At 33.8% G+C, this 16,782-nt stretch carries 15 protein-coding genes; 12 read left to right on the top strand and 3 right to left on the bottom strand.

All coding sequences use genetic code 11. The features are described 5' to 3' along the window. Window positions 1-54 precede the first annotated feature (54 nt). Both KF896_16710 and KF896_16705 read left to right on the top strand, forming a co-directional pair. The gene (locus tag KF896_16710; GenBank protein MBX3045356.1) at window positions 55-243 is read left to right on the top strand and encodes a hypothetical protein; all 189 of its coding nucleotides are present in this window, start codon (window positions 55-57) and stop codon (window positions 241-243) included. 15 nt (window positions 244-258) lie between these two features. Beyond that, window positions 259-2,142 carry a T9SS type A sorting domain-containing protein gene (locus KF896_16705; GenBank protein MBX3045355.1) on the top strand — a complete coding sequence of 628 codons (1,884 nt, stop codon included), beginning with the start codon at window positions 259-261 and terminating at the stop codon, window positions 2,140-2,142. A 110-nt stretch (window positions 2,143-2,252) separates the two neighbouring features. On the opposite strand, the gene KF896_16700 is transcribed toward KF896_16705, so the two are convergent. Next, entirely contained in the window at window positions 2,253-2,861 is a 609-nt protein-coding gene (locus tag KF896_16700) for a DUF3365 domain-containing protein (GenBank protein ID MBX3045354.1), read from the bottom strand. A 385-nt stretch (window positions 2,862-3,246) separates the two neighbouring features. Between KF896_16700 and KF896_16695 the strand changes: the two genes are divergently transcribed. From KF896_16695 to KF896_16660, 8 genes are read left to right on the top strand one after another with little or no spacing between them, the layout of a single operon-like run. Continuing rightward, a complete protein-coding gene (locus KF896_16695) occupies window positions 3,247-4,884 on the top strand; it encodes an Rne/Rng family ribonuclease (GenBank protein ID MBX3045353.1) in 1,638 nt (545 codons plus the stop codon). 9 nt (window positions 4,885-4,893) lie between these two features. After that, window positions 4,894-6,048: a 1-deoxy-D-xylulose-5-phosphate reductoisomerase gene (locus KF896_16690; GenBank protein MBX3045352.1), complete on the top strand. Its 1,155-nt coding sequence runs from the start codon at window positions 4,894-4,896 to the stop codon at window positions 6,046-6,048. An 8-nt stretch (window positions 6,049-6,056) separates the two neighbouring features. Continuing rightward, a complete protein-coding gene (rseP, locus tag KF896_16685; protein ID MBX3045351.1) occupies window positions 6,057-7,424 on the top strand; it encodes an RIP metalloprotease RseP in 1,368 nt (455 codons plus the stop codon). After that, a complete protein-coding gene (gene surE / locus KF896_16680; GenBank protein ID MBX3045350.1) occupies window positions 7,425-8,264 on the top strand; it encodes a 5'/3'-nucleotidase SurE in 840 nt (279 codons plus the stop codon). Continuing rightward, the gene (locus KF896_16675; protein ID MBX3045349.1) at window positions 8,197-8,532 is read left to right on the top strand and encodes a hypothetical protein; all 336 of its coding nucleotides are present in this window, start codon (window positions 8,197-8,199) and stop codon (window positions 8,530-8,532) included. The genes surE and KF896_16675 overlap by 68 nt, the downstream gene beginning before the upstream one ends. Beyond that, window positions 8,529-9,386 (top strand): HDOD domain-containing protein, encoded by an 858-nt coding sequence (locus KF896_16670; protein ID MBX3045348.1) that lies wholly within the window; start codon window positions 8,529-8,531, stop codon window positions 9,384-9,386. The genes KF896_16675 and KF896_16670 overlap by 4 nt, the downstream gene beginning before the upstream one ends. A gap of 5 nt (window positions 9,387-9,391) precedes the next feature. Further along, complete coding sequence (locus tag KF896_16665; protein ID MBX3045347.1) at window positions 9,392-11,158, top strand: PAS domain-containing sensor histidine kinase; 1,767 nt, start codon at window positions 9,392-9,394, stop codon at window positions 11,156-11,158. 12 nt (window positions 11,159-11,170) lie between these two features. Further along, window positions 11,171-12,280 carry a response regulator gene (locus tag KF896_16660; GenBank protein ID MBX3045346.1) on the top strand — a complete coding sequence of 370 codons (1,110 nt, stop codon included), beginning with the start codon at window positions 11,171-11,173 and terminating at the stop codon, window positions 12,278-12,280. Here the strand turns inward: KF896_16660 and KF896_16655 are convergent. Further along, window positions 12,277-13,038, bottom strand: a complete 762-nt coding sequence (locus KF896_16655; GenBank protein MBX3045345.1) for a CPBP family intramembrane metalloprotease — start codon at window positions 13,036-13,038, stop codon at window positions 12,277-12,279. The two genes, KF896_16660 and KF896_16655, sit on opposite strands and share 4 nt — an antisense overlap. Before the next feature lie 201 nt (window positions 13,039-13,239). Beyond that, window positions 13,240-13,455 (bottom strand): hypothetical protein, encoded by a 216-nt coding sequence (locus tag KF896_16650; protein ID MBX3045344.1) that lies wholly within the window; start codon window positions 13,453-13,455, stop codon window positions 13,240-13,242. Between the two features lie 120 nt (window positions 13,456-13,575). On the opposite strand from KF896_16650, the gene KF896_16645 reads away from it, so the two are divergent. Next, window positions 13,576-15,690 (top strand): alginate lyase family protein, encoded by a 2,115-nt coding sequence (locus KF896_16645; GenBank protein ID MBX3045343.1) that lies wholly within the window; start codon window positions 13,576-13,578, stop codon window positions 15,688-15,690. After that, on the top strand, window positions 15,687-16,769 hold the full coding sequence (locus KF896_16640) for an LptF/LptG family permease (protein MBX3045342.1): 1,083 nt from the start codon (window positions 15,687-15,689) through the stop codon (window positions 16,767-16,769). Before KF896_16645 ends, KF896_16640 begins: the two co-directional genes overlap by 4 nt. Window positions 16,770-16,782: the final 13 nt, after the last annotated feature.

Genomic DNA, 16,782 nt, shown 5'->3' with positions numbered 1-16,782 from the left:
ATCATCCGTATTGGCAATATTGTGGAGAAATTTGTGAAGATGTGAAATAGTTAAATGTTGAATGTTCTTGAGTTGAAAGTTAAAAAGAGTTATCAGTTGTTATTTGAGCAGGATTTCAATGTTAAAAAGGGTATTAATGACCTGATTCTTAATCTCAACGATTTTAAAACAGGTATGTATCTGATTCGTTATTCATCAGGTGGTTCATATCAGAGTGTTTATAAATTAATCATTGTTAAATAAACAAGTTATACCGAAATGAAAAGATTAATTTTTATAATCATTTTAATTACTCTTCCCATATATTCCCAAAATGTTTGGGAACAAACACATTATGGTGAAAATGAAATAAGTAAAAAGATTGAATTTCCGTATTCTCATACCGGTTTCATAAGTGTTTTGTATATGAGTTATTCAACAAAATTATACAAAACCCAAGATACTGGAAAATCGTGGGATCTATACTTTACAAAGGTAGGTAATTCATTATACGATATGTCCTGTCCTGATTCACTCAATCAATTTTTATCTTTTAGAAAAGGTCTGATAATGAAATCATCAGACGGAGGTAAAACTTTCGAAGATATAAATTTGGATACAAAAGATATTTATGAAGTACGTCATATCAAAATGCAAAATAAACTTTTAGGATGTGTTTCATATAACAATATATTAATTACAAGAGATGGTTGGAATAGTTATGATAAGTTTATATTTGACAGTGGTTTGAAAAATTTTAATTATAGACATCCTGTTTTTAAGAATGATTCAATCTTATATACAACTATAACTGAGAGTAAAATTTTGCCCTCTGTCAATTTACTTGAGTTAAACATTAATACCAATAAATATCAAATTTCATCAATTGATAGGAATTATTGTCGTCTTGACGATTTATGCGTAGTAAACGAAAATCTGTTATTTGTATGTGGTAAAAGCGATGGAATCAGCGGTGGTTCCGGTCACGATGCAATTTATAAAAGTACTGATGGTGGTAAGAACTGGAGAAGAGTATTGGATTTATATTCTGATAAATCCAAATTTCCTAAATACATTTCACCCTTTGGCTTACAACAAATAGCATTTAAGGATAGTCTGTCTGGTATCGCAGTAGGTCAAGCTGGAAAGATACTTTATACTTATGACGGTGGAGAGTCATGGATATACGAATCGGAACTACCCTCTGAAATATATGATAAAACCCCTCCGACAATGCTTGTAAGATATGCCGGTAATATACCTATAATTGGAGATTTCACCGGCTTTTTTCACCGTATGACAGAAGACAACTTAGCTCCAAAACCAAAAGATTCTTTAAGTATAAGCGGCAGGGTATTGCTGGACGGTAGTGGGCAATCTGGTGTTTCCATTTTTCTAAATGATTATCGTGTTACAATGACAGATGCAGATGGTTATTATAAATTTACCCGCCTTAAAAAAGGTTCATACACAGTAAAGGCAATGAACAAATATTATGATGGCGGTAATCCTTTATACGATTACAAACCATTTGATTATTCACCCTTGCAGTATGATATAGAATTAAGCCATGACACCACAGGTTTTGATTTTAATGCAACAGACTTACGCACATACCATACAATAAGCGGTTACGTAATTGGTACCGATGGCAAAAGTCTTGATGATATAGATGTCCGTTTTGCCCGTTCAGTGATTACACCTGACGGTTTAGGTCTTGCTGATACAATAACCAAAACCGACGCTACGGGCAAATTTGAATTTCTTAATATAGAATCCTATAAAACTTGGGATATAACTCCAGTTCATGATAATTTCAAGTTTTCACCACTAAAGCATACAGTTAGACTTATCAATGGCGACACAACTGATTTAAAATTCACAGGTACACCCACTACCAGCGTTTGGGAGAGCAGTAAGAATCGGGAAATTGTTATAAGCCCGAATCCAACAAATGATTATATTACAATTTCTATCCCTGAAATCAACCATAGGGTTAACCCTATGGTTGATAAAGTGCAGATTTCCAACACACTTGGTATTGACCTCACCCCAGCCCTCTCCATAAATGGAGAGGGAGTAAAAATTGATGTTTCTCACCTTCCAGCAGGCGTGTATATCATCCGTATTGGCAATAAGGTTGAGAAGTTTGTGAAGATGTGAGATAGTTAAATGTTGAATGTTAAATCAAAAGTTGCAACAAAGGGCTTAAGCCCTTTGCAGAAGATTCACCAAGCAACAAAGGGCTTAAGCCCTTTGCTATAAGACTATGATTAATTTCTTTTTTTCTCTTTTTTGAATTTTACAGTCCACATACCTCTCAAATCACCTGATTTATAATCTGCTGCGTTATCATCAGGATATAATTTTTTAATGACATCATAATTATCATTAGAAAGTGTCGAACCTACAGAACCATGGCAATTCAGGCATAATCCCTGAATATAAATTGGTCTGACATATAGTATTTCCTCATCTGAAAGGGAAAATACACTATCTTTAATAAGACGTCCTTCGGAGTGTATTTTTTCAAATTCTTCCAAAATCTTTAATTCATAATCCCTTGGAGCATTCTTTGGATTTCTCCATTGCTTTGTAGTACGTCGTATCTCAGCATTAAAAACTTCTGAAAGCGAGTCTGTTAGGGGATATGCGGCTAAATTGCAAAACTCGACAGCACCACTGATGCCATTTGCTCCCATAGCCTGCATCAGGCTTAATCTAATTGTATTGAAACTTTCTTCGGAAATTGTATGACCTTTATCCAAATACTCATTCATCAAAATTTCTTTTTCACTCATTTTTCCGGTATCTTTATCGGACGAACAAGCAACAAACAATACTATCATCAATAAAATTGATAATTTACTGATATATTTCATTTTATAAAACTCCAAAATCTGGTTTATGTATTCTTAATATTGTTATAAACGTCACAAGACAATTATTATTAGATTTTAATCAATTTTTAATTTTATTCATAAATTTTGAATTATTTCAAAGTAAAAGTTGCAATACTCATAATATAAATAACACACTTCAATTTTCGATTACTTTTTTTAAAAGTAAAAAATATAATCCAGGTAAGCCTAAGCAACAATCAAAAAATGTAGCAAGAAGAATTGAAACCGGTATAAACGATATTTTTGAACATTAATATGTTTTTTAATGATTGATTTAATAAGTAATTAAAATATTCTAACAAAACATAATGATATTGACTAAAAATTTGATATTTTTGTATATTCAAATAATGTTATTTTTAGAATGAAAAAAGAAATAATAATAAATTCAGCGATAAATGAAGTCAGAGTAGCTATCACAGAAGATGGCGAACTTGCGGAATATTTCATTGAGTTACCAAACAAAGAGCGGTACATAGGAAGTATTTATTATGGCAAAGTCAGCAAAATTCTTCAGGGCATCAATGCAGCATTTATTGATATAGGGCTTAATCAGGACGCTTTTCTGCATTTTTCGGATGTGGATGAGAATCTTGAATTAAATGTTATTACCGAAGAAGACGATGACGAGTCTTTAGACTCCGAAATCATTTCAGAAACTAATGAAACAAATGAAGATAACGAACCTGAGCCTTCTGAAAAAAAGCCCGCAAAGAAAAACTATAAAAATCAGAAAAACAACAGATTAGCAAAATTTAAAACCAAACGTTCAGGAGAAGTAACAATTAATCTGAAGGAAGGACAGTGGGTTCTTGTTCAGATAGTTCGTGAAGCTTATGCAAACAAAGGAGTCAAGGTAACATCAAAAATTGCTATTCCGGGCAGGTATGTAGTATTTCTTCCAAAAGATGAATTAGTTGGCGTTTCAAGAAAAATTTCTTCATATCAGGAACGGCGGAGACTTCGCTCAACAGCAAAGAAATTTCTCCCAAAAGGTGCCGGTTGCATTATAAGGACTGCTTCACGCGGCAAGAATGAAGAAGAGTTAAAGCGTGACTGGATAGAGCTTTTAGACATTTGGTCAGAAATAGAGAAAAAAATGTCCGGACTTACAAAGCCCGGTAATGTATATATGGATATGCAGCTTGCTAATAGTATAGTCAGAGATTTATTTACTCCGAATGTTCAGCGGGTTAATGTTGATTCGAAGAAACTTTATAAGGATTTGAATAATTATATTAAGCGTGTATCTCCACACCTTGAAAACAGAGTGGAACTTTATACCGGTAAGAATGGTATTTTTGAGGATTTCGGAATTGATAAAGAGCTTGCTAAAACGTATAAAAGACGTGTAAATCTTACAAGTGGCGGCGATGTAATGATAGAGCATACAGAGGCAATGACTGTAATAGATGTAAACTCAGGAAAGGGATCTGACCGTGATCAGGAAAGAAATGCCTTTAAGACTAATATGGAAGCCATGAAAGAAGTAGCTAAGCAAATCAGACTGAGGGATTTGGGTGGTATGATTATTATTGACTTCATTGATATGACCGATGATAACAATAGAAAGAAACTCTACAACGAAATGAAAAAGGAAATGGCACGCGATAGGGCAAAAACTGTTATTTATCCGCTTTCACAGCTTGGATTGATGCAGATAACACGTCAGAGAATCAACCAGAATATTGTTGAGAAACTTACAGAGTCGTGTCCCATGTGTAAAGGCAGTGGCAGAATCACTTCTAAAGCTGTTCTTATAAATGAAATTGACCGCTGGCTTAAAAATTTCCGTCGCTCTTCATCAGAATTCAGATTGATACTTAGCCTTCATCCAAATGTTGCTGATTTCATCACAAAAGATACCTGGTCAGTAATCTCAAAATTAATGATAAAATATTTTGCAAGAATTAAAGTTCAACAATCAGACTCAGTAGGTATAGACCAGTTCAAATTTTTCTCAGTTCGTCAACAAAAAGACATAACAGGCGAATATTTATAATCAAGTTAAATGAAAAAGAAGAAAATAACGATTTTAGGCGGTACCGGCTCTATTGGAAGGCAGACACTTGAAGTATTGGATTTGATGCCGGAGCGATTTGAGATAAATTATATTACAGCCAATAATAATATCAGAGCTCTTGAGGAAATTTGCAATAAATATAATCCTAAGGGTGTTGTTATTGCTGATGAAAAATCCTATTTTGATTTTAAAAACAAAACAACATTTAAGGGCGAAATTTTATTCGGTTCTGAAGGCGTGAATTTTGCCGCTTCTTCACCTGAAAATGATTTGCTGCTTTCTGCTCTTGTAGGTTTTGCAGGAGTAATCCCAACGTTGGAAGCAATTAAACAGGGAACTGTTGTTGCACTCGCTAATAAGGAGACTCTCGTCAGTGCCGGTAATATAGTTATGAAAGCAGCAAAAGAGCATAATGTGCCTATACTTGCTGTTGATAGCGAGCATAGTGCAATTTTGCAATGCCTTGTCGGTGAGAATTTCTCGAGTGTTGAAAAGATTATTTTGACTGCATCCGGTGGTCCTTTTCGGGATACTCCCCTTGAGAATTTCGATGAAATATCCATCGAAGAAGCTCTGAAACATCCTAATTGGAGTATGGGAAGTAAGATTACAATTGATTCTGCAACCATGATGAACAAAGGATTTGAAGTAATTGAAGCGCATTGGCTGTTTGACCTAAGCAAAGAAAAAATTGATGTTTTAATTCATCCACAGAGCATAATTCACTCATTTGTACAGTTTACAGACGGCTCTGTAAAGGCACAGCTTGGCACACCGGATATGAGAATTCCAATTTCCTATGCACTCACTTATCCGGAAAGATTAAAATATGATTTCCCAAGACTGGATTTACTAAAAGTAGCAAGATTGGATTTCCAAGAGCCTGATCTGACTCGATATCCTTGTCTTGAACTGGCATATAAGGCTATGACGCTGGAAGGAAATGCAGCGTGCGTACTGAATGCCGCAAATGAAATTTGTGTAGATGCATTTTTGAATGGTAAAATTAAGTTTACCGATATTGCAAAATATATTGAAATAGTTTTAGATAAAATAAGTCATATAAATATTCCATATTTAGATGAAATAATTGCTTCTGATTCAGAGGCAAGACAATTAACCGGTTTTTTAATAAATAATTAAAAGAAATAATGGAACTGATAAGCAGTATAATATATTTTATTATTGTTATAGGAATACTTGTAGCAATACATGAATTCGGGCATTTTATAGCCGCAAGGATGACAGGAATGCGAGCTGAAGTATTTTCAGTTGGAATGGGCAAAAGATTATTCGGCTGGAATAAAATCAATGGCTTTACTTTCGGTAAACTTGCTGAAGATATAGAACTTGGCAACCATACCGATTACAGAATTGCAGTTTTTCCTATAGGTGGTTATGTCAAAATTTCAGGTATGATAGACGAAAGTTTTGATACTGATTTTCAGGGTAATGAGCCAAAACCATATGAATTTCGCTCAAAAAATTCCTTTCAGAAAATATTTGTTCTTAGTGCCGGCGTCATAATGAATGTTCTTCTCGCAATCGTTGTATTCGGCTCGATTGCATTTTTTGAAGGTCGTTCAGAATTTGCAACAACTACAATCGGTAAAGTTGAACCCGGCTCTGTTTCATCTGAAATTGGTCTTAAAGCCGGTGATAGAATTTTGAGCGTTAATAATTCTGCAGTTACTACATGGACTGATTTCCTTGATAAAATCACTCTGAAGGAATTCGGAAATCAGCTTGAAATAAAAGCTCAACGCAATAATAATGAAATATTGCTTAATGCTGATGGCAACAAAATAATAAAAGCCCTTTCAAAAAAGAAATCAATCGGTTTGACACCCGGTGGAATCAGCATTGTTGTAGAAGATGTTATTAAAGAATCTCCTGCTTCAAGTCTTGGGCTTGTAAAAGGTGATACTATTCTGAGAATTGACGGGGCAGAAGTTTCGACACTTACAGGGATGCAGGATAATTTAAAGGGGAAAATATCAACTCCGGTTTATCTGGAATGGAAGCGTGGCAGCAAAATACTTTCAGATACGTTAACGACAAGTGATAAAGGTATGATAGGCATTCAAATGGGATTCGGACCTGTTACTACAGTCAGCTATTCATTTTTTCAATCTGTTGTGATTGGTTTTGAAGAAAGCTATAATTCATTTATGCTTCTTATCAAATCTTTAAGACAAATTTTTATCGGGAATCTTTCATTCAAGGAAACGATCGGCGGACCTATAATGATTATGGATATGGCAGGTGAGCAAGCAAGTCGCGGGGTAACCAGCTTTCTGAATTTCCTTGCTCTGCTTTCAATATCATTAGCCTTTATGAATATACTTCCATTTCCGGCTCTTGATGGTGGTCATATTGTCTTTGCCGCAATAGAAGGAATTATCCGCAAAGAAGTACCTGTAAAGATTAAACTTGCTTTTCAGCAGGGCGGAATAATTATTTTACTTCTTTTTATGGTATTTGTTTTATTTAATGATGTAACACGAATTTTAAAATAAATGTTGAAAAATAAACCTTTGATTTTAGTCACTAATGATGATGGAATAAATTCCCCCGGAATTGAGGTGCTCAAAAATTCATTATTAGAATTAGGTGAAGTTATAATTATAGCTCCCGATATGCAGCGTAGTGCCGTTAGCAGTGCTCTGACAATTCATAAGCCCCTTAGAGTCAGACGATTTTATAAAAACGGAGATTTTTTTGGATATTCAGTTGACGGAAATCCTGCTGATTGTGTCAAACTTGCTGTTTCGACGTTACTTGACAGGAAGCCAGATTTAGTTGTCAGCGGAATTAATCATGGAAAAAATACTTCAATTAATGTTTTGTATTCCGGCACAGTCGCAGGTGCAACTGAAGGAGTACTTGCAGGCATCAATTCAATTGCAATATCTCATGCATCACATGCTCTAAACTCAGACCTGGTCTTATCCGGCAAGGTGTCAAATATATTGGCAAGGATTTTGCTTAATACAATGCACAGACAAAAGGTGTTGCTTAATGTTAACTTGCCTGACTTAGCTGATAGAGAAGTAAAAGGCATCAAATTAACAAGACTGAGCAGCTCCAAATGGGCTGATAAATACGAACGTCGTGAAGACCCTTTCGGAAATGAATATTACTGGTTTGCAGGTGTATTTATGATTTCTGAAATAGATACTGCTACCGATGACGGTGCAGTTGAAAACGGCTTTGTATCAGTTTCACCTATTAGTCTGAATTTGTATGATAATTCAAGATTGGATGAGGATATTTTCTCGGAGCTGAATGATGAGTTTGCTGATTTTAATAGAGGACTTAGAGGAAGGTATGGTACTGGCGGAGCCGGTACTGAATAACTATGGGCAGACTCTTTTGAACAAAGGAGTTGAAATTAGCACCAATCATAAAAAAATTCTGAAAACCTGGAATATTGCTACTGTTTATATCAAAAATGGAGGCAATGGAGGGGGAAATGGGGATTCCTTAATTGATGAACGAATTTTCGGATTTGTTGCCGATTCTCTGAAACAAAGAATGAGCTGGACTCCCGAGCTTGAAATCGAAAAAGACCTATTCAATTCCGCAGTAATGATTTGTGCATCAGATTATAAGGAAAAGCAATGAGCGATGAGAAAATAAATATCGATTTTTTGGTTTCAAAAATTAATTCTTTTCCTACATTACCGACGATTTACTATAAAATTTCCGAAGTAATTGATAATCCGCATTCTACAGCAAATGATGTCGCTGATGTAATATGTCAGGACCAGGCATCGGCAAGCAAGGTGCTCAGAGCAGCAAATTCTCCGATTTATGGCTTCTACGGAAGAATTCAGAATATTACACAAGCTATTTCATACATAGGATTTGAAGAGGTAAAGAATTTAGTCATAGCCATGACAATAATGGACTTTTTTAATAAGAGATTTGATAACAAATATTTTAATCCTGTGGCTTTCTGGCAACATTCTATTGGTGTCGGAATTATGACCCGTTTGATTGGAAAAGCAATACATGCAAAAGATTTAGAATCATATTTTTTAACTGGAATTATGCATGATTTGGGAAAATTACTATTTCTAAATACAATCCCTGAAGAATATAACAGAGTTTTAAAATACAGTCTTGAAAATAAAACTTCATTTTCAGATGCAGAAACTAAAATAATTGGCATATCGCATGCAGTTGCCGGAGAACTTTTAGCCGAAAAGTGGAACTTGCCGCCTGCAATCAAATATACAATTCGATATCATAACACAGGTATCGTTGATAACAGTTATAGTGAAGTAGTTGCAGCTACACATGTTGCTAACATTGCCGGTGCTATGTACGGATACGGATACAGCGAAGATGTGATTGTTGAGGAACCGAATAAACTGGCATGGGAAGTACTAAAATTGAATGATAACTTTTTTACATCATCTGTGGAATTGATGACCAAAAGTTATCACGAATCTACTAATTTACTATTAAGATAACAATTATGACCGATACATACTCAACATATACAAATTCAAAGAGCCATTGGAAAGAATTTCTTAAGGCTATAGACAGATTTACGGTAATTACAAGTAAAACTCTCAAGCTTCCAGATTTATACCGGGAAGGTCTTACAGTTTTCAGCCGTCTGCCTGATGCTGAACTAAGTGCCCTTTATATGCTTTCTGATGACAATACTCCTGATTTCGAGCTAAAGCTTGCTTTACCTGCAGGCTCTGAAAGTTATTTTGAAAAACTTTTTGAAACTTTAATAAATGAAGGTAGAATTGGTATTTCATTAGCTTCAGGCAATATCATTAATGTTGATGAATCTTACTTACCTGACAAAGACTTTGGTGTATTAATTATACCTATTAAAAAGCACAGAGGCATTAACGGGCTTGCACTTGTTGTTCACAAAAGCCTTGACGAGAATTTAAATCAATTTTTAATTGAACTTTGCAGAGTTTATGCAAGTTTGCTTGGAAATTCGATAGAAAATTTCAATATGTTAAACGAACTTGAGTTTAACAAATCAATTCTCGAGCAGAAAATCGCTACACGAACTCTTGACCTTGCTCAAAGCAGGCGTGAGCTAAAAGCAATTTTTGAATCGGTTCTAACCGGAGTCATAGTTTTTGATTTGAGTATATCCAAAATTGTCAGAGTAAATCCCGTAGCTGCTGCAATTATTGGTTTACAGGATTCGCTAATTGTAGGAAAAAATGTATTCGATTTTTTAGAATATATTGATTATGGTGAAATTGCTGAGGCAAATGGTGTCAGTAATTTTAAATCATTTGAGTCAGAACTCAAATTACCTAACGGTAAAATAATCCCGATTTTGAGAAACACTACAAAATTAAGACTAAACAACCGAATCCTAATAACAGAAAGCTTTGTTGATATAGCTAAAATTAAAGAAGCTGAGCAGGCTCTGACCAAAACAAATGAACTGCTGGAGCTTAAAGTTCAGGAAAGAACAGAAGACTTACAACTGCTTGTTCATAAGCTTAAGCAGGAAATTGCTGACAGAGAAAAAGCAGAAAGCGAGCTCAGATTGTTATACGAACAGCAAAAAGAATTGAGTAATCTCAAGACAAGATTTGTTACGATGGTATCACATGAGTTCAGAACTCCACTTACTATTATAAAGTCATCTGCTCAAATGATTTCGAAATTCAAAGAAAAACTAACTGATGCAGATAAATTTAATTACGTAAACAGAGTAACAAAATCCGTAGATTATCTTACAGACTTGATTGATAATGTTGTGTTTATTGGCAAGAGTGATGCTAATAAATTCTTCCTTAATTACTCAGCATTTGATATTGTGAAATTGATTAATGATGTTGTATTGGATTATAAAATCAACTACAATCAAAATAGAAACTTTGTTATTTCTTCTTCACTACAAGACAATATACTTTACTCGGATGAAAAAATCATGCACATGATTTTGAGTAATCTTATATCTAATGCTGTTAAGTATTCAGAGCCTGATACTGATATAGTTATAAATCTTGATATCAGAGATGGTTTGCTTGAGCTAAGTATTCAGGATTTTGGTATTGGTATTCCTGAATCTGAGCAGAATAGGATTTTTGAATTGTTTTATCGTGCTGACAATTCTACACCGGGAGGCGGTACAGGTATTGGTCTTGCAGTAGTCAAAGAATCTGTCGTGAAATTAGGCGGTAGAATTGAATTGCAGAGCAAGGTTGGTATTGGTTCCGAGTTTAAAGTGATTCTACCAATTAGAATTAAGTAGGTAATTTTATAAATGAGCGAACTAATTCTTGTCATTGAGGACGAACCCGAAATAAACAGAGATCTTGTCAGGTTTTTGGAACTTTCGGATTACGAGGTTATAAACGCTGCTGATGGCAACGCAGGCTTTCTTGCAGCTGTTAATAACATTCCTGATTTGATAATATCTGATATTATGATTCCCGGGCTAAACGGCTATGAGCTATTAAAAAAACTACAAGAGAACCCAGAAACAGCTGCAATACCGGTAATTTTCCTATCTGCAAAAACGAATAAATTCGATATTAGAGAAGCAATGAATTTGGGCGCTGATGATTTCATCACCAAGCCTTATGATGTAGATGAACTTTTAAATACCGTAAAAGTCAGATTGGAGAAAAAACATAAAAGAGAATCACATTTAACCCAAAAAATTGAGAATCTTCAGACTAATCTTCGTAAAACTATGCCACATGAAATCAGAACTCCACTTAATGTTATTTTAGGCTTTTCTGAGTTTCTGATGAAAAATAAAAAAATAATAAAAGAAAGTGATGTTCTTGATATGATAAAAAATATTCATCAGTCAGGGCAAAGACTTCAAAGGACTTTTGAAAATTATTTGCTTTATGCAAATTTAGAACTTATTTGTGCTACTGAATCCGAAAGAATGAAATTTCAGAAAAACAAAACCTTTATGGCTGATATTTTCATCAGGGATGTAGCTCTTGGTAAAGCAAGCGAATTCCAGAGGGATGAAGACCTTATATTGGAACTGGTTGATGCCGATGTTTTGATTTACGAAGAACATTTCAAGAAATTGATAGACGAAATTCTCGATAACAGCTTCAAATTCTCAGAAAAATCAACTGAAATATCAATTAAAACATCTTTCGAGAATAAAATCTTCATAATAATCGTCAAAGATTTTGGTCGCGGTATGAATCAGGAACAGATTAGAAAACTCGAAGAATTTGTGCAGTTTGACCGTAATACTTATGAACAGCAAGGGACTGGTTTAGGACTAAGCATCATAAGAAGAATCATTGATATATATAGTGGAAAATTTGAGATAAGAAGCGTTCAAGAGGAGTTCACTGAGATAGAAATCCATCTGCCGGCAATTAAAGGCGGAAGAAATTAACTGTAATATCTTTTGAATTCTAATGATAAAACTTTGGGGGATTCCTTGAAAAATTTTATAACTGTAAATATCATTATAAACAAAAGAATAGTAGTTAAAAATCCTTCTTCCAAACCAAATGAACCACCCAACATAAATTCAGACAGTTTGTTTTGATCGGTATTTTTATAGCTCGTATAGCTGATTCCACTCACTGGTGAACCAATTACAAATGCTAAAATCAAATTCCATCCTGCATGAAAAATAATCATTGGATATACCGAACGGGATTTAATATACATAAGCCCCATTAGAATTCCTGCAAAAAAAATATTAATATAAGCTACAAGTGAAATATAATTATTTAATGAATGAGCGAGCATAAATACAATCGAAGTGATTATAAGTGCAGTTATTCCACCGAAATTATCAAGTAGAATTCTGAAAGCAATTCCCCGAAAAACAAGCTCCTCGATTACTGCCAAAATTATAATATAAAAAATAACTTCCAAAAAATTTATTCCAAAGAATTGAAATGCTGTGGAAAAATAAGCATTTCCCCAAAATAATAAACTGAGAAAATAGACCGAAACGATTGTAAGTAAAAGAAAAATAAGAGTAAAAGCAGAATTGTGAAGAGTAGTTACATCAAAATTGAATCCTATTTCTTTAATCGAGTGGTTTTTCCTCAGCAACTGAATTGCAGGAGTTACTAATATCAGAATAATTAAAATCAAAATCTCATAATAATCCAAATCCCATAGAAAAATACTGCTCATATAAACTGCTGCAATTATCAGCAGAAATAATCCTAATAAGCTAATTTCTTTAAGACAAAATTTTGCGGGCATAGTAAATAATTGTATTCATAAACTCACTGCTGAAATTATTCTTTTAAACTGAGCTTGTCGAAGTCAATGTTGATATGCATTCGACAAGCTCAGATTGTAATATTATAGTCTGATAAACTTCAAGAAATATTAATTTTTAGAGGGGTCTTGATTCAATGTTACTTTGAGTTGTTGAATATGATTCTGAATTTTTTCATACATCTTATTCTCAACTTCTTCATGGAAAGTGCCGGTAAGCATCAGATTTAGTTGTGGACAATATGATGCATATTCGTTCTCGCCTCTTCTTCTTATCAAGATTTCATAATCGTCTATATTCGTGCTTGTAGATATATTAGAAGACATTAATTACTCCAAATAAAATAAAAAAATTACAATATAATTAGCTAAAGACTATTATTATGTAAAAAAATTTTCCAAAATGTATTAAGTTTGTAATGACTGATTGGCAAAATGTGAAATTTTATGTTAAAAATCATCAAATCAAAAGGAATAAGGTTTTTTTTAAAGCGTGTAACTGATAAATTAATTAATAGATTTATCAGTTGGCAACAACATTCCCTTGCAGTTAAATCGCTAACATACAGCAATTATGATTTTGATATTAATGGCAATTACAACTTGTATTTGTCAAATGATTTGAGTCTTGATTTTATCATAAAAGATAGAATATTGAATATTGCTGATAGTATAATGTTGCATAAATTTAATCTACTTGGCTCCGGCTTGCAAGATGTAACATATAATTCTGATACAAAGGGTTTTGAAAACATTAATTATAATCATAAAATCCGGTTTTCAGATTATAATCAATTACTGAAAATTTGTGTTTCAGAGAAAAATTATCACTATTCAAAATTAGTTCTTGATAAAATTGATGTTGATTATAAATTAATAGATTGGCAACGTGATTTCAAATCGGGGTTCAGGTGGGATTCCAATTATTATCACAAGAAAATTACTTATGGCAATATTGAGGGTGCTGATATTAAAGTACCGTGGGAACTTGGACGTCTGAGCCATCTTATAATGCTTTTTTATGTTTATAATCTCACCGGTGAAGATAAATATTTTAACGAATATAAGAATCAAATTTTAGACTTCATTGCTTTTAATCCTCCTCTTTATGGCGTTCAATGGATGTCTGCTATGGATGTTGCATTGAGGGCTGTCAATATCACAAGTACTTATTCACTATTTCAAAGTTCTGGTGCAAAGTTCGATGATGATTTTAAAAAAGTTCTATTTAATTATTTAAATGACCATTTGATATTTATTATCAGTAATCTGGAGTGGTCATCCGGTATGAGAGCAAATCATTATTATACAAATATTTGCGGATTGACTTATTTAAGCATATTTTTGCCTTTGAGTGAACAAACTCAATTTGCTTTCAATTTCGCAGTTAATGAATTATTTATCGAAACAGATTATCAGTTTTATGCTGATGGCGGGAATTTCGAGGCCTCACTTCCATATCACAATTTCGCAGCTGAAATGCTTTTCCATAGCTTGCTTTTGCTGAAGAATTCTGATAAAAAGCGAATGGAACAGCTAAAATATGAAAATATTGATGAATACAAAAATCATTCAAAAAAAAATAATTTGCATAAAGATTTGAGAGAAAGAATTTCAACAAAGCACTTTTTAGCAATTTCTGAAAATTGCAGGATAGAACAACCTGAGATATTTTCAAACAAGGTCAAAAAGATTGCTGAGTTTACATTAAGCACATTGGCGCCGGATTCCCGGGATTACCTTATTGGTGATAACGATGACGGTTTTTTCTTCAGACTTATACCAAAATATGGCTCAGCAGGTCAAATCCTTGTAAGCGACAGGACAGAGCTCGAAAAATTGTCATTATACTTTTACGGCGAAAGATTTAACAGGATAACGTCATTCTTTAGCAATTTTGGTGTGTATATCTATAGATTTGAATTATACGAAATGGCAGTCAGATGCGGCTCACTTGGTCAGCATGGCAAAGGTGGACATGCTCATAATGACCAACTGTCATTTGAATTATACTCAGGGAGTGATTTGCTGATTTGTGATAGCGGTACGTTCACCTATACAGCATCTCCTGAATTAAGGAATAAGTTTCGTTCTACAAAAAATCACAACACTTTATCAATCGAAGGTTTGGAGCAGAACCATATTCCAAAAGGCAGAGGAGGAGATTTGTTCTGGCTTGAAGACAAGTCCAAATCTGAAGTTTTAAGGCTTAGTGATAATGAATTTTCGGGACGTCATTTAGCTTATGAAAAGCCTCATGAAAGAATTCTAACTTTCAAAAACAATGAAATAATTGGTTGCGATATTTGTGAAATAAGCTCATTTAAAAGGGTATCATTTCATCTTTCGCCTCAAGTTGAAATTTTAAATAAATCTGAAACTACTGTTTTTATGAAAACAGGTGCTACATTATTTGAGATTGAATCAGTAATTAATAACCTTAAAGTTGAGAATTATCAATATTCACCTTCTTATGGAATGAAATATTCTTCAAATGTGATTGTCATTGAATCAAAACACAACGAAATTTTTTGGAAAATTAAAATTAGAAATGCAATTTGAATTTAATTGACAGATATATAGCAAAGCAATTTATATTTACATTCGTGTTTGGAATTATTGCACTTTGTACAATTTTTGTGGTAGTTAATCTGCTCGAAAATCTTGATAATTTCTTAGACCAGAAAGCAACAACCATTGTAATTATTAAATATTATATTTATTATCTACCGGAAATCATAAAACTTCTTACACCCATTTCCACACTGATTGCTACCCTGTTTACTGTCGGCAGGCTTTCGACACTCAATGAAATAACTGCTATGAAGTCAGGTGGTATGAGCCTTTACAGATTGATGTTGCCACTTTTACTGATGGCTGTTATGCTAAGCTTTCTTCAATTATATTTCAATGGTTGGGTTGTTCCTGTTGCTAATGAATACAAAAAGCAAATTGAGCAAAAATATCTCAGTAAGAGCAATCTCGGTAATTCGATATATAATTTATACTTACGTGACACTCCGACCAGAAATATAATAATGCAATATTATGACTCACAAATGATGCAGGGCAACCGAGTTTCGATTGAAGATTTTTCAAGCGAAGAAAGTCCGAGATTAATTTCGAGAATTGAAGCCAACACTGTAACATGGGATACAGTTTCTCATAAGTGGATAGGTGCCAAAATTATCAAGAGAGATTATAATGAATCAGGTCTGACGACTGTTTCAATTGATACTGCCGAAATTCCTATCAGACTCAGACACCGCGATATCGAGCAGCTTCGCAGAGACCCCAAAGAAATGAATTTCGATGACTTATGGAATTATATACGTATCCTGAAAATGGGAGGAAAAGACGTTCGCAAACAATTAATAGAATATTATGGAGGTTGGGCTTTCCCTTTTGCAAATTTGATTGTCATATTATTCGGAGTTCCTTTTGCATCTGTCAGAAGAAAGGGTGGAATTGCAATCCAAATAGGTGCGGCAATGGTTATTTCTTTTGCGTATATGATTTTCACCGAGGTCAGCAAAACAATCGCTTATGCCTATAGTTTAGACCCTATTCTCAGCGGATGGATAGCAAATCTTATATTTCTTGTTGCAGGATTAATAACAATATTTAAAACTAAGACATAAGCAGATGTGAATA

The sequence above is a fragment of the Ignavibacteriota bacterium genome, from assembly GCA_019637995.1.
Classification (GTDB): Bacteria; Bacteroidota; Ignavibacteria; order Kapaibacteriales; family UBA2268; genus JANJTB01.
Note: the sequence above shows the minus strand (reverse complement) of the source record. Positions and strands in the feature narration are given on the sequence as shown.